This is a genomic window from Pseudoalteromonas sp. Bsw20308 (genome assembly GCF_000310105.2).
GTDB classification, from domain to species: Bacteria; Pseudomonadota; Gammaproteobacteria; order Enterobacterales; family Alteromonadaceae; genus Pseudoalteromonas; species Pseudoalteromonas fuliginea.
This window is the reverse complement of record NZ_CP013138.1, coordinates 274,212-298,833: the sequence shown is the minus strand read 5'-3', so window position 1 is coordinate 298,833 and position 24,622 is coordinate 274,212. Positions and strand designations below refer to the sequence as shown.

Genomic DNA, 24,622 nt, shown 5'->3' with positions numbered 1-24,622 from the left:
TCTTGGCTGGGCTATTAAGTCAAACTGTGGCTATTCAAGAAGTTGAATAGCCATTTTTTGTATAGAATCCTATAAATATAAGGGCTGTAGCTATTGATACCTCACCTAATTCGTACGAGTAATATATATAAAACAACAGCTTAACTTTGATTTTATGAGTTTTTCACTATACTATTTATTAGAGGAGTATAGATGAAAAATGAACCTACCGTCTTTCTAGACACTGAAACTACAGGCTTAAGCCCACAGAATGGCAATCATAGAGTCATTGATATTGCTTGTATTGAGTATGTTTCTGGAAACCCTACAGGGTCAGTTATTCAATCAACCCTTGAAGGGGCTGGTAAAAGTTCTAACAAAGGCGCTTTAAAAGTTCATGGTATTACTGATGCAAGCCGGATCGGTAAACCAAAATTTGAAGATATCGCTGATAACTTACTATCATTTCTAAAAGATTTTCACTTAGTTATTTACAACAAATCGTTCGATATTGGTTTTATAGAGTCTGAGTTTCGTCATATTGGCAAAAATATATCTTTAGTCACACATTGCAAACAGGTAACTTGTGCTATGGAATTAGCTAAGCAAGTTCTAGGTGTGAATAAAATTTCTTTGAACAATGCTTGCAGGCGTTATTCAATTGATACATCTTCTAGAAAAATCCATGCCGCATATGTTGATGCTAATTTAACCGCATCTTTATACTTCAAGTTAATAGATAGCTCAATCGAACCACTAAAGCATACTCCTCAACAAGTAAAACACAGAGAGCCTAAAGCTATCACCATACCACGCGCCTACAAACACCCTGTAACGGGCCATATGGTGCAGCTTAACTTTTGTAAAAATGCTGATTGCGGTAATTTTGGTATACCAGCTAAAAATCCACGCTTAAAGCCTGATAAAAAACCCCACAGAGGCTTAGGTAATGATTATAAGCTTACTTATAGTAAAAGGATTGAATCACATGTGCTGACATGCCAGTTGTGCAATGGAAGCTTCACAATGATTAACAACAGAGCATATGTTCAAGAATGCATTCGCAATAATTCTATTGGTGTCCCCACAGAGCCTTCATGTACAAACAGCTTAAAAGGTTGTTGTAATGTAGGTAAAGGAATTTATAGTCACCCCGATGTTTACAAAAAGAATGGCTTAACTAGAAAGACAAGGGTGTGGGCTACTCCCAAAGTTCCTAAAGGTACTAATAATCGCAAACCGAAAATTAAGATAGAGCTTCAGCCTTTGCTTGGCTCACAGCGTTATCAATGCAAATCATGCGGTAAGAATTTTTCAGTAGTTCGAGATCCCCAGCAAAAACATTATCGCAGAGATGTAAATGAGCCTCTGTACTTAGCATTCGTAAATAAAGGTATCGTCAACAGACAGGCAGATGTACTTGGTCTGAATCCTCAAACTGTATACGATAAGATCGACTTCTTTTATAAACAATCTTTATTGTTTAGCCGCTTTCACGAAGCTTCTTTAACTAGTCGCTTCGCAGAGGTTGCGCCAATATTAAGCTGTGACCGTCAATATTACTTATCTAACTGGAATGATACCCATACACCAATGCCTACTAGGGTTGTTAATACATCCACGGTAGATAACTTATCTGGTTACGTAATGGCATCAACAGTGAATTTCGATCCAACATCTGATTCAGGCTATATCAAGAGTGAATATAAGCGAAAGAATGAAGGTGATAAACCTCGGTACTACAGGCGCTTTGGTCAATATGTACTATCGGATGATGAAGTTGAATCGCCAACAGATAACAACCTCATCAATGTCCCGTTACAAATGCCACGCAAAGGGCTTTTAGTTCATCAAACTTATAGTACGCTAGCTCATTTTGAAAAGGTTAAAAGCTTATTAGGTGATTGCGAAAGCTTTATCTATTTTTTAGATAACGACAGTGGTTTTAAAGTTGGTTTTCCATCTGTATTCCAAGATATGATTGCCCAAGATAGACTTTATGCATACATTCTAACTACCGATAAAAGTGGTGGTGCTAATTTATTAGACGCTGGTATGACTGAAGAGCTAAAGGCAAGAGCATTAGCCCTGCAAGTTGATTACCCTGATGAATCAGAGAAGCAGTTATGGCAACGTATGTGGAAGACACAGTTTGACCGACCTGTAACGCAACTAGGTAAGCGCTCAGAGTGGCTTATTAACCCTATAACCCTAATTCTCGTTATGTGGCCGTACAGCCGTTGACTGGAATTAATGCTGATTCAATTGAGCAAGCATCAATGATATTACAGTCTACATCACTCAATGGTGTTGATAACTGGTTTCAAATCTTGCGGAGGCTGGTTACCATGCTAGAACGACCTGTTACCAGCGCTACAAACTCAAAACGCTGGAATGCATATGCAGGCTATAACCCTACGTGGATGTGCAAGCTAATTGAAATAATGCGTGTTTATAATAACTTTTGTCGTACAAACGAAAAGTCATTAAAAGATAAAAGAAGTAATGACGAGCCAACAACTCCAGCCCAGCGAGTAGGTATAGCTCAACATGTGTACCGCGCATCTGATATCCTCAGCTTCAGTGCTAATAAAGAATTTATGGTTGGTTAGCCCAAACACATCAGCCACTAACTAAAGTAATTAAAAAAATATTAATGGAGCAGCTTAAATGGAATGTAATTGGGACTTTATAGGACTTTGTTTAGTTGAGGCTGGTAGCTCTACTAGTACGATTTTTGGTTTTTCTGAATTTCTGACAGGGCTTGCTCTGTTATTGATTGTGTATACGATTACTGACTTTAGGTATAAATTTAGAATATCAGTATCTCCTGTAAACCTAAATAAAACGATATTTTTTCTTATCACCGCTATTGGCATTGGTACATTAATAACAGAGTTTTGGGTTGCTCAAAAATGGCCAACAGTAACATGGAATATGTCACAAGCTGCTTGGCAAAGCAGTTTCGCAATCATATTTCTATCAATAGTTATTATTTGGCTTTGGTATGCATTTATTTCTCCTCCCAAGTTTTCCAGCAAAAATTATAAAAAGTTTTCAATGCAACTATATCGAGTAGTATTGAAAGGAAACATTGAAGAAATCAAAATTTTAAGCGATGAACTTTCACTATCAATTCCAAATATTGTCAAGCTTGCAAATAATCAGGAAGCTGTCGTTCAAGAACTAAAAACCGATCATGTTAGCTATTTTGCAAATGATATGGCTCTACTATTGGCAAATAGACGTATGTGCCAGTGCATAGCAGATGTATCACCTAATACGGCATTGGTATTGTTTGATGCATTATCAAAAGAAGATGTCATTCATGTTGATAGTTTTTCAACATTAACTTCAAATATTACGGCTGAATTGATAAAGAACAAAAACTCGCAAATTTACCATGAAGATCATGGATACGATTCTGGGTTATTAGGTTACATTAAGCCACTAAGTTCATCTATGTTCGGTAATTACAAACTGCTGAATATGCTAGGTAATCGCTCTGTATTTGATGTTGATTATAAAGAGCGTGACGATTGGGATTCAGAACAACTCAACAAATACTGTGATATGGTTTTGTTAACTTTTGAGTCTTACTTAAAACAAGGTTATTGGTTTGCTCATTCATTTATCTTATATAGGGCCATAAGTGATATAAAGAGTTTCTGTCTTGGTATTTCTGAGTTCAATAATACTGATTTAGATTGGCGAAATGATGCATATAAAAAGTTTGAAGTTTTAATAAGCTTTGCTCACGAACTCACAACTCTATTGGGTAAGCAGGACAAAACGCCTCATCTGATTGCTCTTAAGCCCAAAGACGAAAATCAAAAAAATTTATACGATAATATTGCAAACTTTTACGCTGAAATAATACATGCAGCGGCTTATGTTCGTTCTCCAATAGATACATGTTGGACCATTCAACACAATACGGTATGGGGGAAGTTAATAAGCAGGTTTGCTGAAGATACAGAAGCTAGGAGGATAATTTTACATAAAGTAAGACGTATCATATATGACGAAATTAAAGAGTTTGAAAGATTCCCAAATTATAAATCAACTCGCTACCTAGGATTTTGCCTTAATGTTCTATGGATAAATGGCTATAAGACAAGTAGGAGAGATGAAGGAAGAGCATTGCGTAAGGTAGTTAACAATTGGTTTAGAAGTAATTACTTGAAACTTGTTGAAGATAACCCTGTGTTAGCAGAATCTTGTTTGGCTGGTGGGATCACCTATAACATGGAAAAAAAAGCTCTAGTTAAAAGCTATAGAGGAGGTATGGGGAAAGGCCCTGTTTTGGATTATTTCTATCTGTAAAACAAGTAAGCCTTTGATTTTAAATACTTCCTCGTACGATTACTGTTGTTTTTTTTAGTTTTATATTTTCTATAGCCCTTTATTTATAAGGCACTAAAAATAAAAATGGCTACCTAAAAGTATAGGTAGCCACAGTTTGACTTAATAGCCCGGCTCTTGGCTGGGTTTCTATTACAAACTATTTAATTAACGTAAAACTTTAACGTTTTTGATAGTTTTGATATGCGCTTCTACACGACGGTTTTCTGCGTTTGCAGCTTTAGTGTTTGCATCATTTTTAAGACGCTCTTCACCTAAACCAACTGTAGTAATGCGATCTTGAGCAATACCATCAGCAACAAGTTGCTTAGCTACAGCATCAGCACGCTTTTTAGATAACCATTTATTGTAAGTTGCTTTACCTACAGCTGAAGTGTGACCTTCTAAAAGCACTGTTGTACCTGGGTACTCTTTTAAGAACTCAGATACTTTTTCGATATCATTTAAGTACTGAGTAGATACTGCTGATGTATTATTAGGGAAAGTCACTAATAAGCTTACAGTTACTTCTTTATCTTCATATAAAGTACAACCAGTGCCATCAACTGCGTCAGTCATTGGCGTGTTTGGACATCTATCGTCAGCATCTAAAATATTATCATTGTCGCTGTCTGAAGGAGCAACTGCAACTTCAACTACTTCTGGAGCTGGTTTTACTGGCTCAACTGGTGCTGAGTTTTGGCCAAATAAGTAGTTAATACCAATTTTAGCGCCTACATCTGTGTAACCACGGTCAAGACCTTGGTATACAGCTGTTTCAGCATTTACAAATAAACCATCTGTAATGAAATGTTGGTAACCAACACCTGCATTTAAGAATGTATTGTCATCTACTACGTCCATTTCTTTAATACCGAAAAGACCGTAGAAAGGACCGCCATTTAAATGATAAAGAGCATCAATACCGTAACGCTCGCCATCAATACTGTTGCGGTTGCCAGCAACTTTATCAAAAGCATTAAAATCCATGTCTGCATATTCTAGGCGTGCGCTCCAGTAATCACTGAAACGGTAACCAGCTTCAACACCCCAACCAGTTGATTCATTTACATCAAGACCAGCTTGGGCACGCATGTTTTTCCAAGATGCGTCATAGTAGTCACCAAATGCGCCAATGTAGAAACCTTCTTCTTTATCTGCAGCAAATGTAGATACGCTAGTTGCAGCTAACGCAATTGCGATTGTAAGTGATTTTAATTTCATTGTTTTCTTCCCATTTTAACAATTAAAAATTGTAGCTAATCAATACTAGCTCAATCTGTTTTATACAGACTAACCGAACCTTTGTTAATCAATACTTAACGAATAATAAAGTTTATAAATTTTTTAATGATCTATAACGACATCAAACCACCCATTGTAGGTGAAATTAAAAATATTACCTACTCTGCAAATAATTTATAGTTGTGGTTTTTTTATAAATCGATAGCCTGCGATAAAAACAGGAACAATTCAGTTAAATGCACTTTTATACACAGCAAAACTTACTTATCCTTATAAAATGGATGATAACACTAGAATTTATTTTGCTCAATCAATGAACACTTCTAAAAATGAAAAATGAATATTTATAATCATAAACTTACATCTAAAATTAATAGTTAAGTACCGCAAAAAGTACGATACCCCTGATCACTTTTAGGAGGCGTCTGAAAATCGACAAGCTTATTCACTTCATTATAAGGATTGCTCAGTACTTTTAAAAAATCACTTAATAGCGCACTTGACCCCATTTCGCTGTAGTCAGTAATAATTGATTCAATGATGTGATTGCGTGGTATTACTCGAGGGTTCGCTTTTCGCATTACTGTATAACTATTTCCATCAACCCGGCTTTGCCATTTACATGCCCATTGCGCTAATGCTTCAGGAATAAGCGCTTCCTGTTTTAACGACTCGGTTAATGCATCAAAGGTATTGGTGTAATCGAGTTCATGAACTTTTAATAATGTTAACAATTCTGCAACTAACTTTGTATCGTTTTCATCAATACCGACTAAGCCCAACTTTTTTGCCCACATAGCCGTAAATTCAGTATTAAACTGTTCAGCAAAGCTATTTATATGTGGCGTCATTAGCGAAACAGCTTGCTCATCATCGTCATGAATTAGTGGTATAAGACTTTCAGCTAAACGGGCACAGTTCCAGTTAGCCATATTCGGCTGGTTACCAAATGCATAGCGGCCTTGTTTATCAATAGAACTAAATACAGTATCAAAATCAAAACTGTTCATCATGGCACATGGGCCGTAATCAATGGTTTCTCCGCTTACTAGCGTATTATCTGTATTCATTACTCCGTGAATAAAACCAACACGCATCCAGCTCACAATTAGCTTAACTTGGTTTTTAATCACTGCGCCTAAAAAGGCTAAATAGCGCTGCGAACCTGTCTCGGTTATTTCTGGGTAGTGTCGCTCTATAGCTAAATCGGCTAAATTTTTAAGCCCTTCAACATCGCCTTGCGTCGCTAAATATTGAAATGAACCAACACGAATATGGCTCGTTGCTACGCGAGTAACGATAGCCCCTGCTTGTGGCGGATTACGGTAAACCGTTTCGCCACTGCCAACAACCGCTAAGCAGCGTGTGGTTTTAACTCCCAGCGCATGCATTGCCTCGCTCATTACGTATTCACGAATAGCAGGACCAAGTGCACAACGCCCATCCCCTCCTCTTGAGTAAAGAGTAGCACCAGAGCCTTTTAATTGAATATCCCACAACTGGTTTTTATCATCATTAATAGCGCCCAGTAAATGCGCTCGCCCATCGCCTAAACGTGGTGAAAAATGTCCAAATTGGTGCCCAGAGTAACCAAGTGCTACTGCAGGAATTGCCTGTTTATCGTTGCCGCTAAAAGTGCTGGCACGCAAATCAGCCGCAACGTTAATATTAAACTCTTTTGCTAAGCTCTCGTTCCACAGCAATAACTGAGGAGAGGCGACACTTGCAGGGAAATCTTCAATCGCGAAGTTTTCCGCAATGTCTGTGTATCTTGGCACTAATTTCATGGTAATTCCTATTGTTGCTGACTTATACCAACACGGTTGTCACCTACGCCATAAGCAACAATTAAGCTCAACTCTTGCATACTTAAGCCACTTTGCTTTTGCATTTCATTAAAAAAGGCTTGGGCTGCATTCAGTGACTTTTTAGTTTGTAAGCCGCCGTCTATAATTTTATGCGCACGCAAATAATTCTCTACATCGCGTGATAATAAAAAAGTATCTTTTCCAAGTGCTCGCAATGCATAAGGGCCAGTATTTCCGCCTAAACGCGAACCATGCTTTTTTAAATACGCCCATAAACCAATAATATCGTCTGTTGGCCAATTAGCGATAAACTGGCTGAAACTGCCATGTTCCCCTGCTATCTCGTGGATCATGTAAGCATTTTCGGTAATTGTTTTTACTTTTTTATAGTTACGAACAATACGCTCATCCGTAGCTTTTTGTTCCAGCATATCGGGTGGCATCATTAATAACTTATCAACGCTAAAATCCCAAAAAACCTCTCTAAAGCCCGGCCACTTATTATTAATGACTGACCAATAAAAACCGCTTTGAAATACTTTTCGAGTAAATTCTTCAAGCCAATCGTCGTCACTTAACGTGCTTAGTTGTTTTTTAGATAACGGTTTTGCAAGTAATAACTTCAGCATTTTTTCGGAGCCTTTTCGCTCTACCGCTCGCTTATAAATATCGCTAAATTTTTCCATACTAATTAAATACCTCACTACTTATATTGCTAGTGTACGAGAAAAGCACCCAATACGTAACCACTCCCATTATGGATGAATGAATATGCATTTAGTCGCTTGACACCCAGACGGCTAAAATGCTTTAATCGCTGCAATTACCCTATTTAAATTGCGCAGGTTTGTAAGTTTTTACTCTACAAACAGGTGCAAAGGGCTAGAAGAGGTGCGTTATTCAGGTAGCGTATGTTAGGAGCGCAAACTCCAGTGAGCATACGTGAGGGGAATTAACGCCGAGAAGTAACCACTTTTGCGAGGTGTTTATTTCGGGCGACTAGGTTGAACCCTAGCGACTGTCACCAATAGCTGCTTATAACAAGCAGCTTATTAGTTTGGTGGAGAGCTTCTGGTCTTAAATATTAAGGCCGTGCGCCCTATTATTTTAAGCCCATTCGCTCTTCGAATTATTAGTTCGAACGACGTTAATGCGGCTCCTTCCATAAAGCTTTTTAACTCTTCGAATAATACCAATTGCATTAAATTAGCTATCGATAAAATGATCACGTTTTTAATAAAATTGGTACAAATTATAAGTTCGTGAGAGATGATCAACAACTTCAATTTAAATGACTACTCATTGTGGACCGCGCTCGTAACGCCATTTGATCAACACCGCGATGTTGACTACAACACGTTAACTAAGCTGGTTAGGGATCAAGAAGCGGCGCATAATGGCATTTTGCTACTTGGCAGTACGGGCGAAGGCTTGGCGCTAACGCAAAAAGAGCAACAAGCCATTGTAGAACACGTATGCCAGCTAAAACCAGCAGTACCACTCATGGTAGCTGTTGGCGGTAGTAACTTAAAGCAACAAATTGAGTGGGTTAACTACTGTAATACACTCCCAATTCATAGCTTTTTATTTGGCTCACCGCTTTATGCAAAGCCTGGCGCTATAGGTCAAACTCATTGGTTTGAAAGCCTACTTAATGCAAGTGTTCACCCGTGTATGCTTTATAACGTACCGGGTCGAAGTGCTGTTAGCATTCCAACGGCAACAATTCAAAACTTACAAAATAATAAAAATTTATGGGCGTTAAAAGAAGCGAGCGGCAGCATTGCTCAGTTTGAAGCTTATCGCCAAGCTGCGCCTAATTTAGCTATTTTTAGTGGCGACGATGCGCTAATGCCTTATTTTGCTCAAGCTGGCGCAAAAGGTTTAGTGTCGGTAGCTGCAAATGCATGGCCCGCACAAACTCACGAGTTTGTTAAACGCAGCTTAAGTGGTCAACACCCTAATTTATTTGCCCAGTGGTCAAGCGCTATTAATAGCCTATTTGCTGTTGCAAACCCTATTCCCGTAAAGGTATTGATGCATTTGCAAGGTCGCTTAAGCAGCCCGCAACTTCGTCCACCTTTAACACACCTTGAGTTAACTCAAACCGATTGCATCACAACTGCAAACAACACCATTTTATCTTGGCATTAAATACAGGTTTTTATAATGAGCTGGTTAGAACTATTAAATAATTTAGAATCGGGCGCAGTACGCGCAGCATCACAAAACGAAAGCGGCCAATGGCAAGCTAACGTAGAAGTAAAACAAGGCATTTTGGATGCCTTCAAAAATGGCACTAATACTGAGTTTGCAGGTGGTTTTGTTGATAAACATAACTTAGCTCCACAAGAATTTAGTACTGATGATGGCGTACGTATGGTGCCAGGTGGCTCTAGTGTTCGCCGTGGTGCTTATGTTGCTAAAGGCACGATTATTATGCCACCAGCGTATGTAAACATTGGTGCATACATCGACGAAGGCACAATGGTAGATAGCCACGCATTAGTTGGCTCGTGTGCACAAGTAGGTAAAAACGTACATTTAAGTGCTGCAGTGCAGCTTGGTGGTGTACTTGAGCCAATTGGTGCAAGCCCAGTAGTTGTAGAAGACGACGCCTTTATTGGCGCTGGCTGTATTATTGTTGAAGGTGTAGTTATTAAAAAAGGTGCAGTACTTGCCCCAGGCGTGCGTTTATCAGCAACTATTCCGGTATACGACTGCGTAAACGAGCGCCAACTAGATAAAGGCGAGCCAATCCCAGAATACGCGATTGTAATACCAGGCTCTCGCCCTGCGTCAAACGAGTGGGCGCGCGAGCAAGGCTTAAGCATGTCGTGTGCGTTAATTGTTAAATACCGCGACGAGAAAAGCGATGCATCGTTATTGCTTGAAGAGGTTTTACGATAATGAGCTTTTTGAGCACGCCTATCAAAACCGCTGTAAATACAATTACACAACAACTTGATACACCTTTTTTTGTTTACGACCTAGATCAACTAAACACGCATCTTGCACGTTTAGTTGCGCAAACCGATGTAAAACTGTGGTACGCGGTAAAAGCAAATCCACTGTCTAAAATTATTCAAAGCTTAGACAACGCTGGTTTTAATTTTGACGTAGCAAGTAAAGGTGAGCTTGAGCAAGTACTCGCACAAGGTATTAGCTCACAGCGCGTGCTCAACACAGGGCCTGCAAAAAGCCCTAAACAAATTAAACACTTTATTGAGCGCGGAGTACGTATATTCGTAGCCGAAAGCCTCAATCAAGTACGTTGGTTAAACCAACAAGCGCAACTACAAAATACGCAGTTACAAGTATTACTGCGAGTGCAATTACGCTGGCCTGAAGGTGAAAAAAATCCACTGGGCGGCGACAGCCTTACGCCATTTGGTTTGGGTTGTGATGAGTGGCAAGCACTCAATGTAACCGACTACCCTGCACTTAAGTTTGACGGCTTACATATTTTTCAGTGGGGCAACATGCTTAGCACGCAAAAACTAAGCGACTTGTGGTCACAAATGATTGCACCTCTTAGCCAACTTGCCAGCGATTTAAATATTAGCCTTAAAATTCTCGATTTAGGTGGCGGTTTAGGTATTCCTTATACACAAAATGAAGCAACGCTTGATTGGGATGACTTAATAGCTGCGCTCGCTAAAATTAAAAATGATGCGGGTGTAGAAGAATTATGGATGGAACTTGGTCGTTATGCCGTTGGCGAATGTGGTCATTACGCAAACCCAATAATAGAGCGCAAACAAAACTATAATCAACAGCAAGTCATTTTAAGCGGCGGTATAAACCACTTATTACGCCCTGCTGTTACCAGCCAAGATTTTCCTGCTGCGTTACTGCGTGAATCCAGTGCTAAAACTCAAGCGGTCACTTTATACGGCCCACTTTGTACAGCGCTTGATTGCTTGGGTGAACATAACTTACCAAGCGATTTAAATGAGCACGACTGGCTAGTGTTTAGCCAATGCGGTGCTTACGGCTTTACCGAAAGTATGCCGTATTTTTTATGCCATGAGCTCGCCGGCGAGTACACATTGCAAAACGGTAAACTTACCTGTGTTCGCCAAGCCGAAAATGCCAGCCACTACTTAAGGTAATAAGCATGAGTAATACAACACACATCAGCCAAGAGAACATTGTAGTAGGGGAAGTTGCAAACGGCTTACCGCTTACAATTCCTGTTTATCGCTTAAAAGGCGATGGCACAGGGCCTAGTGTTTATGTTCAGGCCAATATGCATGGCGCTGAAGTGCAAGGTAACGCAGTTATTTTTCAGCTACTTGAGCAATTAAAACACCTAAACCTTAATGGCGATATTACATTAGTACCTTATGCTAACCCAATTGGTTGTAATCAAAAATCTGGCGAGTTTACCCTTGGCAGGTTCGATCCGATTACGGGCACTAATTGGAATCGCATGTATCACTACAATAAAAATTTAGTGGCACAGTTTGCACAAAATCATACCCAGTATGACGACGCTACATTAAAAAGTAACTTCAAACAGGCGCTTATTGACGAAGTAGACAACAAACTTAACGGCCCTGCTTATTTACTTAATACGGGTAAACGCATTGCACTTAACCTACAAAAGCTCGCTCATCAGGCTGATATAGTACTCGATTTACACACAGGTCCTATTTCAAGCAAGCATTTGTACTGCCCAACCTATGCAACCGACAGCGCACGTTACTTTAATATTGAGCATGTATTGCTTATCCCTAGTGATTTTGACGGCGCTATGGATGAAGCTAACTTTTGCCCATGGTGGCATTTGAGTGATGCACTTAGCGAGCAAGGTCGTGAATTATCAATACCTGTAGAAGCATTTACTGTAGAGCTAGGCAGCCAAGAAAAAATAGACTTAAAAGAAGCACTAAACGATGCTAACAGCATTTTAAGTTACTTAAATCACAAAGGCGTGCTGCAAAACGCACCACATACGCCAGCTAATATCACTCGCTATGCATGTAATTTAGATGACTACTTTGCTTATTACGCCCCCATTGGCGGCATGGTTGAATACATAGCCCCACTTGGCGGACACATTAAAGCCGGTGAGCCTATTGCTAATATTTTACGAATGGAGCGCTACTTAAGCGAGCAACCACTGCAAACACTTACTCTCGATTGCGATGCAATTGCCATTTTGCACTTTGCCTCGGCGAGTGTTAACCAAGGCACCGAACTTTATAAGTTTTTTACTAACATATTTGAGCTTTAGCTCACCCTTCTCATTGCGTGAGAGCACATAGTTAATGTGCATTAAAAAAGCGGCCTAGGCCGCTTTTTTTCTGATCTATATTTACTTTGTATACGTACAGACCTTGTTATAAATACAAATTCAGTAAAAGTTCACCGTTACATATGTAAAAAGACGTTATAATTAAATTAACGCATACAACACAACCCGAACCCACAAGGAATTACAATGAGCTGGCGCCACTGGATCACACTTTCTGCCTTAATGAGTACAGCTACCTTCGCACAAGAAGAAGTTGCAACAAATGAGCAAGACAACGACATCGAACTTGTAAAGCAGTGTATTTTAAATGAAGTAATTGGCGGAGATGGTAAACAAACATTAGACGATCTTCGTAAAAAGTGTTCAGCTCTTGAAGAAAACAAACAACTTACCGCGCTTGATAAACGCCAAGCTCGTGAAGAAGTAGGTAAAAAAAATAGAAATGTAATTACGCCACATAAACGTAACTACATTTTGCCTCTTTCGTACGTATCACACCCAAACGATCGCCCATTTGATGGCTTTGATGCACTAACCGACGACAACGACGGTGAACCGCTCGACAACTTAGAGGCAAAGTACCAGCTTTCTATTAAAGTACCTTTGTACGATGATTTTTCAGATGAAGACCAAGCATTATTTTTTGGTTTTACGCTGCAATCATATTGGCAAATATATAATTCAGAAATCTCCTCACCATTTCGTGAAACGAACTACGAACCTGAAGTTTTTTGGATAAACTACCTCGATCCAGAAAATGTACTTTGGGGCGATGAAATGGCAATTGTTTTAGGTATTTCACATCAGTCAAATGGTCGTAGCCAGCCCAACTCACGCTCATGGAACCGTATTTACGCTGATTTCATTTGGGAAAATGAAGGGTTTGTTTTTAGTTTTAAACCTTGGTATCGCATAGCCGAGGACGAAAAAGACAACGTTTTAGAAGCTAAAGGCGACGATAATCCAGACATATACAAATACATGGGCTATTTTGAATTTAGCGGTGCATACCGTCTTAACGATCATGAATTTAGCTTTATGTCGCGTAATAACTTAAATTCAGACAATCGTGGTGCTATTCAGCTTGACTGGTCATTTCCATTATGGGGCCGAGTTCGTGGTTATGCACAATACTTCAATGGTTATGGCGAAAGCTTAATTGACTATAATGCCGATATAGAACGTATTGGTGTAGGTATATTATTAACCGATCTGCTGTAATACTTCCCTAAGTTTTACGCATTAAAAAGCCAAGCATTGCTTGGCTTTTTAGTGTTTTGAACAACTAAACAGTTATTTTTTTACTACAAACTGCCCTTCAAACTCCGCAACTATATTATCACCATCATAAATAGTAACAGGCACAACATAGCTTGCTTTACCTTCGGTTTCTAAATCGCTCAACTTACCTTTGCAGGCTTGCAAATCTACACACCCTCGTGGGTCGGTAGTAAGCGGCTTTAAGTACTTAATGTTAGCATCGGCTAATACAATATTACCTTCAAGCCCAGCTTCTTTAAGTGCTAAGTACGTAGCGCCCCAACCTGTTAGCGTAGCCAAGCTATAAATAGAACCTGCAAACATAGTGTTATGTAGGTTTAAGTTAGCGTCTAGGTCGGCGCTGGTTGTAAATTGCCAATCGGTATAGCTTTCTACCTTAATGCCCATCGCGTCACTAATTGGAATAGACTCCCGCCACGTATTTTGTAGTACCTGCGTCCAATTAGGGTGACGAAACCAACCTGGCTCACACGGCTTTTGCTTTACCATTTTAAAATGCTGTACATCGCCATACGCTAAGTGCGCTTTTTCTTTTAATTCGTAACCGTGGCGTTTATAAAACTCAAGCGCTCGTTCGCGAGCAAATAAAACCAGTTCATCAGCATTTTGCGTCCATGCTATTTTTTCAAGCTCATGTAATAAACGACTACCAATATGTTGATTACGATTCCCTTCAGCAACGGCCATGTAACGCACTTGTGCCTGTTCATGATTGTTAAAGTGCAAACGTGCTACGCCTAGCACTTCACCTTCTTTATTTTTTATAAACCGATGCTCAGAATCTTGCTCCATATCATCTTGCTCAGAGCCACGCGGCTCGCCCCAAGGCGCGCGTAATACCTGCCAGCGCAATTGGTAATACGCTTGCCAATCTTCGCTACTTTGTGGGGTGCTTACCTGAAACATACATACTCCTGTTGTTATATAAGCCGTAAATAAAAGTCAAAAAAAAGGCTACGGCGCTATACTAATAGTATTGGTTATCTACCAAGCTAAAAAAATAAAATAATTAAATTGATTGGCATTATTATGGCAAATACCATACTCCATCTTAAAAAAACTGCAAATACGACTTTGGTGATGGCTGTAAAATAACGTAAAAAAATAATGACAAAGGCCATTGCGCTTTAACGTTGCTAGTTTATGCTGAGAATATGACTGAAAAAATCAATTATATAAATTCACTGACGGGTTTGCTGAGCGATCAATTTATTGAAAATAGCCACAGCATTGGTCAGTTAATCTATTGGCATAAATGCAGTGGCGATCACATTCAAGTACGTGAGCACGAGCAGTTACGCTGGTTACTTATTAACGACACTCTTCAATCTGTTATTGATTTAAATAACCCGGATTTATTACTTTTTCCACACTTATTGTACCTAGATAAGCACTGGCAAGCTCTTAGCGCGCCACAAAAAGTGTTAGAACTCGGCCTTGGCGGCGGTGCAATTCGTAACTATTTACAACACAAATACCCTAAAGCACAAATAACATCGGTTGAAAAAAACGCCGATATTATTGATTGCTATACCCAGTTTTTTTCGTCAAATAAGAATGAGCAACTGCTGTGCGCCGATGCGCAACAGATTTTAGAAAGTGTGCAAAATATTGATTGGATTATTCTAGATTTATTTAGCCAAATAGACGCGCCTCGATTTTTATTTGAAGAGGCATTTTATAAAAAAATCTACTCGGCTTTAAATAACAACGGCGTGCTATTTATTAACTTTTTATCGCAGCATGAGTCGCAATTAAAGCAACTTCAGCAGCTATTACTCGATGTATTTGGTTGTAATGTTAGCCCGCAAAAAATTACGGGCTATGTAAATCATATTGTCGTGGTAACCAAAAACTTAAACAGATAAGTTAAACGTAACGGGCCCATCGTTACACAAGCTTACTTGCATATCGGCACCAAACTCACCTGTGGCTATTGTAAGCCCCAACTCTTTAGCTTGAGCAACAAAGTACTCGTAAAGCTCATTAGCTTGGCTTGGCGTTGCCGCAGATGAAAAACTAGGGCGCATACCCTTTTTAGTATCAGCCGCTAAGGTAAATTGCGAAACCACCAGCAACTCACCTTTAATATCTTTGAGGCTTAAGTTCATTTTGTCCTTTTCGTCAGTAAAAATACGATAGTTACTTACTTTGTGTAAAAGCTTATCGGCCGTTTGTTTATCGTCGTGTTTTTCAACACCCAGCAACAACAATATACCTTGGCTAATTTCGCCTACAACTTGATTATTAATTTCTACCTTGGCATGCTTTACGCGCTGTATTAACCCTTGCATTTAAACTGTGTCCTTTACTGTTGGCTTGTCATCTTCAAACTCAAGTTCTGGTGTTTCTGGTATTTCATCTGGGCTAATACATGCTGTAAATTCAGCGCCAAGCAAAACAACAACCCACGATAAATACACCCAAACAAACAAAATAGGAATCGTTGCCACTGCGCCGTAAATCACTTCGTACGAAGGAAAATGGCTAATATAAAGTGCAAACCCTTTTTTAGTTAGCTCAAACAAAAGTGCCGCAAATAATGCTCCCGGTATCGCCGCTTTAAACGATACGCGCGTATTAGGCACTAAGGTGTAGAGCATAATAAAGCCCACCATCGAAATACCATACGGCAATAGCTTTAACAAAAACCCGCTAAACCCAGGAATACCCTGATCAGCAAACGATACCAAAGATACAATATAAGAGGTAACACCAATGCTGGCACCAAGTAACATAGGCCCTAAGCTCAAAACCATCCAATATACTGCAAAGGAAATCATCATCGGGCGCTTTTTCTTTATTCGCCAAATGCGGTTTAGCGTGGCATCCACATTACGTATTAGCAACAATGCAATTGCAGCTAAAAAACCAATACCTACTGCGGTCATTTGGTTTGCGTTACCGGCAAAAGAGCTAATGTGCTCTCTAATAACATCGGTAGAAGTAGGCACAAAGTTAGTAAACAAAAAGCTCTCAATCTCCATACGAGTGGACTCAAAACCTGGAAAAGCCGAAAATATAGCAACACCCACTGCAATAAGCGGTATCAAAGAAAGTAACGTTACATAGGCTAAATAGCCGGCATTAACCGTTATTTGATCATCTATACAGCGATTAAAATACTGCATCCACCAACTTGGCTGCTGGCGTATAAAGGTCTTAACTTGCTGTTTGTAATTGGAGAGCTTATCATTCATACAATTGACTTGTGCTTATGTGGTTTTGATTATAATAACAATCAGCGCCATAATTTACAGCACTAACACGCGTAAACAGGAATTCAGATGAAAAAACAAACATTACTTAGTGTTTCAATGCTTGTACTAACACTTACTTTGTCAGGTTGCCAAACAGCTTATTACTCTGCAATGGAAAAAGTAGGTATTCACAAACGCGACATCCTTATCGATCGCGTAGAAGAAACCAAAGACTCGCAGCAAGAGTCTCAAGAAGAATTTAAATCGGCACTAGAGCGCTTAACTACTCTAATCGATTTTAATGGTGGCGAACTACAAGACACTTACAATCAATTAAACGACGATTACGAGTCGAGCTTAAAAGCCGCAAACGAAGTATCAACTAACATCAATAAAGTAGAAGACGTAGCAGAAGCACTTTTTGATGAGTGGAGCGATGAGCTAGAGCAATACAAAAGCGCATCACTTAAGCGTGAAAGCAGCAAAAAGCTAACCGCGACTAAGCGTCAATTTGAACAGTTATTACGCTCGATGCGCAGCGCAGAGAGTAAAATGGAGCCAGTATTAACGTCGCTTCACGATAATGTTTTATATTTAAAGCATAACTTAAACGCACAAGCGGTATCGGCTATTAAAGGCGAGTTCACTAACCTTAAACGCGACATACAAGTGTTAATGAACGACATGAACAAATCGATTGCCGATTCAAACAAATTTATTGAACAAATGAATAGCGCAGGCTAACTAATATATTACAAACAAACAAAAATAAGCCTGCAATTTCGCAGGCTTATTTATTTTTACTTTTTGTTACTTTTTAACCACTTATTAATCTAACGTTTTTGGTACACTTTCATAAAATTAGAATTAAAATAAAAAACTACAATGAAAATAAGTACCTTAACTCTTTTGGCTATCTCTAGCTTACTAACCGCTTGCGGAACTGCTAATCACATAGAAAGAATCGCAGGGCCTGATACTGTTGTACCACTACATAAAGATGGTGAGCGCGAAGGGCGCTACCATAATCTATACCCAGGCAAAAAAACGTACCCTATTAGTTGTGAAAATGACTGCTATCCAAGCAACACTCATTTGCAATGTGAAGAAGGAAGTGAAAACTGCCAATATATTGCGGGGCAAGTAACTCCAAAATTAAATACCGGATACACTGTTCGCTGGCTTGGCCATGCAGGGTTTATGATCAGCACACCAAACGGGCAGCAAGTGGTGTTTGATCCTGTAAAAGAGCAGTTCGACTCCCCTGTTGATTTAGCCTTTAAACTTGCCTCAGGGTTTTATCGTAAGCCCGGTGACTGGCTAACTAACAGCGAACTAACTAATTTAGATGCCGTTATATATTCTCACCTTCATTATGATCATTTTAATAAAGCAGATATAGCCGAAATAGGTAACAAACCACGCTACTTAACGCCACTGGGAATGGCTGATAACTTCCCAACAGGTGGATTTAACATTAGCGAAATGGCCTGGTATGCAAAAACGAGTATTGACGACTTAGCTATTAATGCCGTGCCAGCTCATCATTTTAGCGCTCGTGTATTAGTGCCCTTTATTTACGAAGATCACGATAAAGACCTTTGGAATGGCTGGTTACTTGAACAGAACGGTAGCACCTTATTTTTTGCAGGCGATACAGGCTACTCAAAACACTTTAAAGATATACAGCAAAAATACGGCGATATCGATATTTGCTTAATACCAATCGCTTCTTACTACAGTAAAGACGATCCTAACTGGTACCGTTACGTGCATACCACACCAGAAGACGCGCTTAATGCAGCACAAGAGCTTAATTGTAGAGTAATGATACCGTGGGGATACGGTAACTCAAGTTGGAAAATGGGCGACCACAGCAGTCATTCAGCCTTGCTGCGCTTATTGCACATGGTTAAAAAAATGGATGCTAAAACACCGCTGTATATTTTAAACGAAGGCGAAAGTATTTCACTGTAACTAATCACTTAGCTACTTTAAGATGGTGTTACATCAATAAAAATACATAATAAGATTGAGAAATTAATGAAAAAATTAGCACTCGCCTTAAGCTTTTTATTAAGCACGCCAGCAATGGCTATTGATGTTGAACATACATCAACTCCAATTACTATTGATGGCGTATCAGAAGATGCGTGGAATAAAGCCACTTGGCACGACATGCCTTATCTAATGGATGGCACACTACCATCAAACGATGCCGACTTTAAAGGGCGTTATCGCTTACTGTGGGATCAAAACTATTTATATCTACAAGCCGATATTGTGGATGATGTTTTAATAGATACACACGCTGATCCAACGTATAAATATTGGGATGACGATGCGCTTGAAGTATTTATTGATAGCGATGCATCCGGTGGAAACCACCAATTTAATCACACCGCTTTGGCGTACCATATTGGCCTTGATAACCAAGCCGCCGATTACGGACCTGATAAACAAGCCCATTTGTATACCGACCACCTAGTGAGTAACTGGAAGCGCAACACCACCGCACCTTTTAACATTACGTGGGAAGTAGCAATAAAACTCTACCCAAATGATTATAAAGAAGGGGCTAAAAACCCCCCTATTACACTTAGCGAAAAGCAAGTAATCGGCTTTATGCTAGCGTATTGCGATAACGATGGCAGCGACGTGCGCGAGCACTTTATGGGCTCACACGAAGTACAACCAGTAAATGGCGACAGAAATCGTGGCTTTATAGATGCCGACGTATTTGGCAAAATCACCCTACTCCCTAAAAAGTAAGTAACTACCAATAAAATAATTGAACACGTAGGTTGGGTTGAGCGCAGCGAAACCCAACGAAAAAATTACCTATCAAAGAATAACTTTATTTATTATTTTAATTGATTACGCAAAGAAATTTCCTTAATAAGTTCTGGAAGTTGTTTGGCTAATTTATGAATTTGCTTTAAATGAGCTGAAATTATTTCTCGTTTTTCTTCATTATAACCACCACCTATAATCGATTTACCGGACTTAAGTACTAAAGAAGAAAATACCATTTCAGAAGCATGACTATAACCATTATAAAAGTCTTTAGCTTGTTTGAGCCAACCTTTTCCCGATGTAACGCCTAACACGCTTGCATTTCTTACTACTAAATCAATTGATAAGTGCGCTTTAGTGAAGGCATCTTTATTTAAATAGCCAGAATAAAAATCTATCTCTTTTTGTTGTTTACCACGACCAACTTTTAACCTTACTGGGGATGAAAGCAAGATAGACATACAGAGAGATTCATAAGATATTCTCATAGTATTACCAGCGGCATTAATATGACCTTCGGCTAATAACCTCAATGAAGTAACAGAAGTCTCTAAAGACAAAAATACATATTCTTGAACCCACTTAAATTTAGGGTTCTCATTTGTAAGTATGAAATTTTTAAAAGCGGTCTCACAAGTATTTAAATGTTTCAAAATCTGAATTACGTCAATCTCAAAATCAGATTTAAAACCTGCAATAGTTCTATCACCTAAAACTATTTCATCAAATTCCATAATAACTCCCATAGCAATTTAGCAGTGTACTCCTAGAAATAATACTTTTTTTTCTAAAAGCGACTCTAGCCTTGCCGCAAATAGTTGCCTTGACTTTAAAGCTTCGAGATGTTTTATCAAATACAAAAAAGCCGCTGTATTTTGCAATACAGCGGCTTTTAAAATCATTATTCTAAATTAATAGATTATGACTTAGGTGCACGACCCGCACGTTTACGTTCGTTTTCTGTAAGGTGTTTCTTACGGATACGAATGTTTAGTGGAGTAACTTCAACTAGTTCGTCATCATCGATGAACTCAAGCGCTTGCTCAAGTGAGTAGTTAAGGTGCGGAGAAAGCGTTTGCGCTTCATCAGTACCAGATGCACGTACGTTAGTTAACTGCTTACCTTTAAGGGCGTTAACTGTAAGGTCGTTATCACGGTTATGAATACCGATAACCATACCTTCGTATACTTCAACACCGTGACCGATGAATAAACGGCCGCGCTCTTGTAAGTTGAATAATGCGTTAGTAAGTGCTTTACCAGTTGCGTTTGCAATCATTACGCCGTTCTTACGAACACCGATGTCGCCACCTTTGTGAGGACCGTAATGATCGAACGTATGGTACATAAGACCAGAACCCGAAGTAAGCGTCATGAAATCAGTTTGGAAACCAATTAAACCACGGCTAGGGATCATGAAGTCTAAACGCATACGGCCTTTGCCATCTGGAGTCATGTTAGTAAGTTCACCTTTACGTAGGCCAACTTGTTCCATAACAGAACCTTGATGCTCGTCTTGACAGTCAATAGTCACTGTTTCAAACGGTTCTTCTAGAACGCCATCTACAGTACGTAAGATAACTTCTGGACGAGAAACTGAAAGCTCGTAACCTTCACGACGCATGTTTTCGATTAAGATACCTAGGTGTAATTCACCACGGCCAGAAACACGGAAGCTATCTGGGCTAGCAGTATCTTCAACGCGAAGTGCTACGTTGTGTACTAATTCTTTGTCTAAACGCTCACGGATATTACGTGACGTTACAAACTTACCTTCTTTACCACAGAAAGGTGAGTTATTTACAGAGAATGTCATTGTTACAGTTGGCTCATCAACACTTAGTGGTGGCAATGCTTCAACGTTTCCTGGGAAACAAACTGTGTCAGAAATCTTAAGCTCACCAATACCTGTTACAGTTACGATGTTACCAGCGTAAGCTCTATCAGTTTCGATACGTTCAAGACCTAGGTAGCTTTGTACTGCGCCAATTTTACCATTACGTGTAGTGCCATCAGCACTGATAATAGTAACTTGTTGGTTAGGAGCAACAGAACCACGTTTAATACGACCAATACCAACTACACCAACATAAGAGTTGTAATCTAGTTGAGAAATTTGCATTTGGAAGTCACCTTCAGGATCTGCATCCGGTGGTGATACTTCTTCAACGATCATCTTGAACATAGGTTCCATGTTCTCTGATGGCTCGTCTAAATCTAGTGTTGCCCAGCCGTTGATTGCTGAAGCGTAGATTACTTTAAAGTCTAACTGTTCGTCAGTTGCGCCAAGGTTGTCGAATAAATCAAAGATTTGATCCATAACCCAATCAGGACGTGAACCTGGCTTATCAATTTTATTGATAACTACGATTGGCTTTAAGCCTTGCGCGAATGCCTTTTGCGTAACGAAACGCGTTTGTGGCATTGGACCTTCTTGAGCATCAACAAGTAATAATACTGAGTCAGCCATCGAAAGTACGCGTTCAACTTCACCACCGAAATCGGCGTGTCCCGGAGTATCTACGATATTGATATGGTAGTCGTTCCAAGAAATGGCTGTGTTTTTAGCCAAAATGGTAATACCACGTTCTTTCTCAATGTCGTTTGAGTCCATCACGCGCTCTTCGTTACCGCCGCGTGTTTCTAATGTACCTGATTGCTCAAGTAGTTTGTCAACCAGTGTTGTTTTACCGTGGTCAACGTGCGCGATAATCGCTATATTTCTTAACTTTTCGATGCTCATATATTTACTCAGAGAAATTAAATTCTCAATGATCCTGCAAGATCTACGCACTCATCTGCGTTTTCACGAGATGTCCAAGCATAGGATTTAAAAGGGCGCATATTATCCCTCATTAATGACATGGATGAAAGTTTATCCAATACAAATTTTAAAACTTTCTCAATACTTTCACTAAGTATCTGTTTTATATATGACAATTATATGAATTAAATTTCGATATTTTTTCGAAAAACAGCCATTTTGGCTATTTTTCCGATCTTTTTGGTACTCTTTTGCATTTAGTTTATGCTAATTTTAAGCGATTAAATTATCAGCAAATTGCACCGTGTAAATATTGCACCAAAAGGGATATTTTACGCACCAAACCAGTGCGCCACTATGCTGGATTTTATAACAACTTATTTTTTTTAATTTATAAACATGCAGTTATAAAAATGGCACAAAATCAGCTTAATAAGTGCTAAAGCAATTATGCAGCAATAACAAAACCCCACACTTGGAGGACACATGTCACAATCGGTTTTAGATTTTATTAAAGAAAATGACGTTAAGTTCATTGATTTACGCTTTACTGACACTAAAGGTAAAGAACAACATGTTTCTATTCCTCATCATCAAGTTGATGAAGATTTTTTCGAAGACGGTAAAATGTTCGATGGTTCTTCAATCGCTGGTTGGAAAGGCATTAATGAGTCAGACATGGTTTTATTACCAGATGCAGACTCTATCAAATTAGACCCTTTCACAGAAGAAACAACACTAATTGTTCGTTGTGACGTTGTTGAACCTTCAACACTTCAAGGTTATGAACGTGACCCACGCTCAGTTGCTAAGCGTGCTGAAGATTACATGCGTTCAACTGGTATTGCAGACACTGTGTTATTTGGCCCAGAGCCAGAATTTTTCGTATTTGATGATGTTAAATACAAATCAGACATGTCTGGTTCTATGTATAAAATTGATTCTAAGCAAGCTGCTTGGAACTCAGATAAAGAATATGCAGATGGCAACACAGGTCACCGTCCAGGTGTTAAAGGCGGTTACTTCCCAGTTGCTCCAGTTGATGACTTCCAAGATTGGCGTTCTGCTACGTGTCTAGTGCTAGAAGAAATGGGCCAAGTAGTAGAAGCACATCACCACGAAGTAGCAACAGCAGGTCAAAACGAAATCGCTACTCGCTTTAATACAATGGTATTAAAGGCGGATGAAATTCAAGAAATGAAATATGTTATCCATAACATGGCTCACTTATACGGTAAAACAGCAACGTTTATGCCTAAGCCAGTTGTTGGTGATAACGGCTCTGGTATGCATTGTCACCAGTCACTTGCTAAGGATGGTGTAAACCTTTTTGCTGGTGATAAGTACGGCGGTCTTTCTGAAGATGCACTTTACTACATTGGCGGCATCATTAAGCATGCTAAAGCAATCAATGCTTTTGCAAATGCCTCTACTAACTCGTACAAGCGTTTAGTACCAGGTTTTGAAGCACCAGTTATGCTTGCATACTCTGCACGTAACCGTTCTGCATCAATTCGTATCCCAGTGGTTCCATCTGAAAAAGGTCGTCGTATTGAAGTACGCTTCCCAGATCCAACTGCTAACCCATACCTTGCTTTCTCAGCAATGCTTATGGCTGGCCTTGATGGTATCAAAAACAAGATCCACCCTGGCGACGCTATGGATAAAGATTTATACGACTTACCAGCTGAAGAAGCAGCAGAAATTCCAACGGTTGCAGCATCACTTGACGAAGCACTATCTGCACTTAGCGCAGACCGTGAATTCTTAACTCAAGGTGGTGTATTCACTGATGATTTAATTGATGCTTATATCTCACTTAAATCTAAAGAAGTTGAAAAACTTAACATGACAACTCACCCAGTTGAGTTTGAAATGTACTACAGCTGTTAATTAAGCTGTAAAAAATATGTGTGTTCTCAAGCCCGCTGCTCTGCGGGCT

The 24,622-nt window shown here is 39.4% G+C and carries 21 protein-coding genes and 1 riboswitch; of the genes, 13 read left to right on the top strand and 8 right to left on the bottom strand.

Features of this window, described 5'->3' with window-relative positions; genetic code table 11:
• The first annotated feature begins 192 nt into the window (after window positions 1–192).
• Genes D172_RS01265 through D172_RS01255 form a run of 3 tightly spaced genes read left to right on the top strand, consistent with a single transcriptional unit; the run spans window position 193 to window position 4,305 of the window.
• Window positions 193–2,223 (top strand): exonuclease domain-containing protein, encoded by a 2,031-nt coding sequence (locus D172_RS01265; protein ID WP_007376230.1) that lies wholly within the window; start codon window positions 193–195, stop codon window positions 2,221–2,223.
• A complete protein-coding gene (locus tag D172_RS01260; RefSeq protein WP_033023317.1) occupies window positions 2,220–2,591 on the top strand; it encodes a hypothetical protein in 372 nt (123 codons plus the stop codon). The genes D172_RS01265 and D172_RS01260 overlap by 4 nt, the downstream gene beginning before the upstream one ends.
• 58 nt (window positions 2,592–2,649) lie before the next feature.
• On the top strand, window positions 2,650–4,305 hold the full coding sequence (locus D172_RS01255) for a hypothetical protein (protein ID WP_007376228.1): 1,656 nt from the start codon (window positions 2,650–2,652) through the stop codon (window positions 4,303–4,305).
• A 186-nt stretch (window positions 4,306–4,491) separates the two neighbouring features.
• Here D172_RS01255 and D172_RS01250 read toward each other — a convergent pair whose 3' ends face one another.
• The 3 genes from D172_RS01250 to D172_RS01240 form a co-directional block, all read right to left on the bottom strand.
• Complete coding sequence (locus D172_RS01250) at window positions 4,492–5,547, bottom strand: OmpA family protein (protein WP_007376227.1); 1,056 nt, start codon at window positions 5,545–5,547, stop codon at window positions 4,492–4,494.
• Between the two features lie 398 nt (window positions 5,548–5,945).
• The gene (locus D172_RS01245; protein WP_007376226.1) at window positions 5,946–7,355 is read right to left on the bottom strand and encodes a protein adenylyltransferase SelO; all 1,410 of its coding nucleotides are present in this window, start codon (window positions 7,353–7,355) and stop codon (window positions 5,946–5,948) included.
• An 8-nt stretch (window positions 7,356–7,363) separates the two neighbouring features.
• Window positions 7,364–8,062, bottom strand: coding sequence for a DNA-3-methyladenine glycosylase I (locus tag D172_RS01240; RefSeq protein ID WP_007376225.1), 699 nt, complete (start codon window positions 8,060–8,062; stop codon window positions 7,364–7,366).
• 192 nt (window positions 8,063–8,254) lie between these two features.
• Window positions 8,255–8,455, top strand: a riboswitch (Lysine riboswitch).
• Between the two features lie 190 nt (window positions 8,456–8,645).
• Between D172_RS01240 and dapA the strand changes: the two genes are divergently transcribed.
• The 5 genes from dapA to D172_RS01215 all read left to right on the top strand — a co-directional run bounded on the left by dapA (window position 8,646) and on the right by D172_RS01215 (window position 13,860).
• Window positions 8,646–9,530, top strand: a complete 885-nt coding sequence (dapA, locus tag D172_RS01235; RefSeq protein ID WP_007376224.1) for a 4-hydroxy-tetrahydrodipicolinate synthase — start codon at window positions 8,646–8,648, stop codon at window positions 9,528–9,530.
• A 15-nt stretch (window positions 9,531–9,545) separates the two neighbouring features.
• The gene (locus D172_RS01230) at window positions 9,546–10,286 is read left to right on the top strand and encodes a 2,3,4,5-tetrahydropyridine-2,6-dicarboxylate N-succinyltransferase (protein ID WP_007376223.1); all 741 of its coding nucleotides are present in this window, start codon (window positions 9,546–9,548) and stop codon (window positions 10,284–10,286) included.
• Window positions 10,286–11,491 (top strand): PLP-dependent decarboxylase, encoded by a 1,206-nt coding sequence (locus tag D172_RS01225; protein WP_007376222.1) that lies wholly within the window; start codon window positions 10,286–10,288, stop codon window positions 11,489–11,491. Before D172_RS01230 ends, D172_RS01225 begins: the two co-directional genes overlap by 1 nt.
• Before the next feature lie 5 nt (window positions 11,492–11,496).
• Complete coding sequence (locus D172_RS01220; RefSeq protein ID WP_007376221.1) at window positions 11,497–12,618, top strand: succinylglutamate desuccinylase/aspartoacylase family protein; 1,122 nt, start codon at window positions 11,497–11,499, stop codon at window positions 12,616–12,618.
• A gap of 207 nt (window positions 12,619–12,825) precedes the next feature.
• Window positions 12,826–13,860 (top strand): phospholipase A, encoded by a 1,035-nt coding sequence (locus D172_RS01215; protein ID WP_007376220.1) that lies wholly within the window; start codon window positions 12,826–12,828, stop codon window positions 13,858–13,860.
• Window positions 13,861–13,932: 72 nt separating this feature from the next.
• Here the strand turns inward: D172_RS01215 and D172_RS01210 are convergent, their stop codons facing one another.
• On the bottom strand, window positions 13,933–14,826 hold the full coding sequence (locus D172_RS01210; RefSeq protein WP_007376219.1) for a bifunctional GNAT family N-acetyltransferase/hotdog fold thioesterase: 894 nt from the start codon (window positions 14,824–14,826) through the stop codon (window positions 13,933–13,935).
• Between the two features lie 248 nt (window positions 14,827–15,074).
• On the opposite strand from D172_RS01210, the gene D172_RS01205 reads away from it, so the two are divergent.
• Window positions 15,075–15,788 carry a spermidine synthase gene (locus D172_RS01205; protein ID WP_007376217.1) on the top strand — a complete coding sequence of 238 codons (714 nt, stop codon included), beginning with the start codon at window positions 15,075–15,077 and terminating at the stop codon, window positions 15,786–15,788.
• Here the strand turns inward: D172_RS01205 and dtd are convergent.
• Both dtd and D172_RS01195 read right to left on the bottom strand, forming a co-directional pair.
• Window positions 15,777–16,214, bottom strand: a complete 438-nt coding sequence (gene dtd / locus D172_RS01200; RefSeq protein ID WP_007376216.1) for a D-aminoacyl-tRNA deacylase — start codon at window positions 16,212–16,214, stop codon at window positions 15,777–15,779. The two genes, D172_RS01205 and dtd, sit on opposite strands and share 12 nt — an antisense overlap.
• Window positions 16,215–17,120 carry a virulence factor BrkB family protein gene (locus D172_RS01195; protein WP_007376215.1) on the bottom strand — a complete coding sequence of 302 codons (906 nt, stop codon included), beginning with the start codon at window positions 17,118–17,120 and terminating at the stop codon, window positions 16,215–16,217. It lies immediately after the preceding gene.
• A gap of 87 nt (window positions 17,121–17,207) precedes the next feature.
• On the opposite strand from D172_RS01195, the gene D172_RS01190 reads away from it, so the two are divergent.
• From D172_RS01190 to D172_RS01180, 3 genes are all read left to right on the top strand, one after another.
• Window positions 17,208–17,864, top strand: coding sequence for a DUF2959 domain-containing protein (locus tag D172_RS01190; protein WP_007376214.1), 657 nt, complete (start codon window positions 17,208–17,210; stop codon window positions 17,862–17,864).
• 141 nt (window positions 17,865–18,005) lie between these two features.
• On the top strand, window positions 18,006–19,097 hold the full coding sequence (locus D172_RS01185; RefSeq protein ID WP_007376213.1) for an MBL fold metallo-hydrolase: 1,092 nt from the start codon (window positions 18,006–18,008) through the stop codon (window positions 19,095–19,097).
• 66 nt (window positions 19,098–19,163) lie between these two features.
• A complete protein-coding gene (locus D172_RS01180; RefSeq protein ID WP_007376212.1) occupies window positions 19,164–19,892 on the top strand; it encodes a CBM9 family sugar-binding protein in 729 nt (242 codons plus the stop codon).
• 92 nt (window positions 19,893–19,984) lie between these two features.
• On the opposite strand, the gene D172_RS01175 is transcribed toward D172_RS01180, so the two are convergent.
• Window positions 19,985–20,650 carry a hypothetical protein gene (locus tag D172_RS01175; protein WP_007376211.1) on the bottom strand — a complete coding sequence of 222 codons (666 nt, stop codon included), beginning with the start codon at window positions 20,648–20,650 and terminating at the stop codon, window positions 19,985–19,987.
• Between the two features lie 185 nt (window positions 20,651–20,835).
• Entirely contained in the window at window positions 20,836–22,659 is a 1,824-nt protein-coding gene (gene typA / locus D172_RS01170; protein WP_007376210.1) for a translational GTPase TypA, read from the bottom strand.
• Between the two features lie 507 nt (window positions 22,660–23,166).
• Here typA and glnA point away from each other — a divergent pair.
• On the top strand, window positions 23,167–24,573 hold the full coding sequence (gene glnA, locus D172_RS01160) for a glutamate--ammonia ligase (RefSeq protein WP_007376208.1): 1,407 nt from the start codon (window positions 23,167–23,169) through the stop codon (window positions 24,571–24,573).
• Window positions 24,574–24,622: the final 49 nt, after the last annotated feature.

Bases quoted from the DNA above. Each gene is read 5' to 3' on its own strand.
- D172_RS01265 (WP_007376230.1), top strand. From the start codon at position 193: ATGAAAAATGAACCTACCGTCTTTCTAGACACTGAAACTACAGGCTTA.
- D172_RS01255 (WP_007376228.1), top strand. From the start codon at position 2,650: ATGGAATGTAATTGGGACTTTATAGGACTTTGTTTAGTTGAGGCTGGT.
- D172_RS01250 (WP_007376227.1), bottom strand. From the start codon at position 5,547: ATGAAATTAAAATCACTTACAATCGCAATTGCGTTAGCTGCAACTAGC.
- D172_RS01245 (WP_007376226.1), bottom strand. From the start codon at position 7,355: ATGAAATTAGTGCCAAGATACACAGACATTGCGGAAAACTTCGCGATT.
- D172_RS01240 (WP_007376225.1), bottom strand. From the start codon at position 8,062: ATGGAAAAATTTAGCGATATTTATAAGCGAGCGGTAGAGCGAAAAGGC.
- dapA (WP_007376224.1), top strand. From the start codon at position 8,646: ATGATCAACAACTTCAATTTAAATGACTACTCATTGTGGACCGCGCTC.
- D172_RS01230 (WP_007376223.1), top strand. From the start codon at position 9,546: ATGAGCTGGTTAGAACTATTAAATAATTTAGAATCGGGCGCAGTACGC.
- D172_RS01225 (WP_007376222.1), top strand. From the start codon at position 10,286: ATGAGCTTTTTGAGCACGCCTATCAAAACCGCTGTAAATACAATTACA.
- D172_RS01220 (WP_007376221.1), top strand. From the start codon at position 11,497: ATGAGTAATACAACACACATCAGCCAAGAGAACATTGTAGTAGGGGAA.
- D172_RS01215 (WP_007376220.1), top strand. From the start codon at position 12,826: ATGAGCTGGCGCCACTGGATCACACTTTCTGCCTTAATGAGTACAGCT.
- D172_RS01210 (WP_007376219.1), bottom strand. From the start codon at position 14,826: ATGTTTCAGGTAAGCACCCCACAAAGTAGCGAAGATTGGCAAGCGTAT.
- D172_RS01205 (WP_007376217.1), top strand. From the start codon at position 15,075: ATGACTGAAAAAATCAATTATATAAATTCACTGACGGGTTTGCTGAGC.
- dtd (WP_007376216.1), bottom strand. From the start codon at position 16,214: ATGCAAGGGTTAATACAGCGCGTAAAGCATGCCAAGGTAGAAATTAAT.
- D172_RS01195 (WP_007376215.1), bottom strand. From the start codon at position 17,120: ATGAATGATAAGCTCTCCAATTACAAACAGCAAGTTAAGACCTTTATA.
- D172_RS01190 (WP_007376214.1), top strand. From the start codon at position 17,208: ATGAAAAAACAAACATTACTTAGTGTTTCAATGCTTGTACTAACACTT.
- D172_RS01185 (WP_007376213.1), top strand. From the start codon at position 18,006: ATGAAAATAAGTACCTTAACTCTTTTGGCTATCTCTAGCTTACTAACC.
- D172_RS01180 (WP_007376212.1), top strand. From the start codon at position 19,164: ATGAAAAAATTAGCACTCGCCTTAAGCTTTTTATTAAGCACGCCAGCA.
- D172_RS01175 (WP_007376211.1), bottom strand. From the start codon at position 20,650: ATGGAATTTGATGAAATAGTTTTAGGTGATAGAACTATTGCAGGTTTT.
- typA (WP_007376210.1), bottom strand. From the start codon at position 22,659: ATGAGCATCGAAAAGTTAAGAAATATAGCGATTATCGCGCACGTTGAC.
- glnA (WP_007376208.1), top strand. From the start codon at position 23,167: ATGTCACAATCGGTTTTAGATTTTATTAAAGAAAATGACGTTAAGTTC.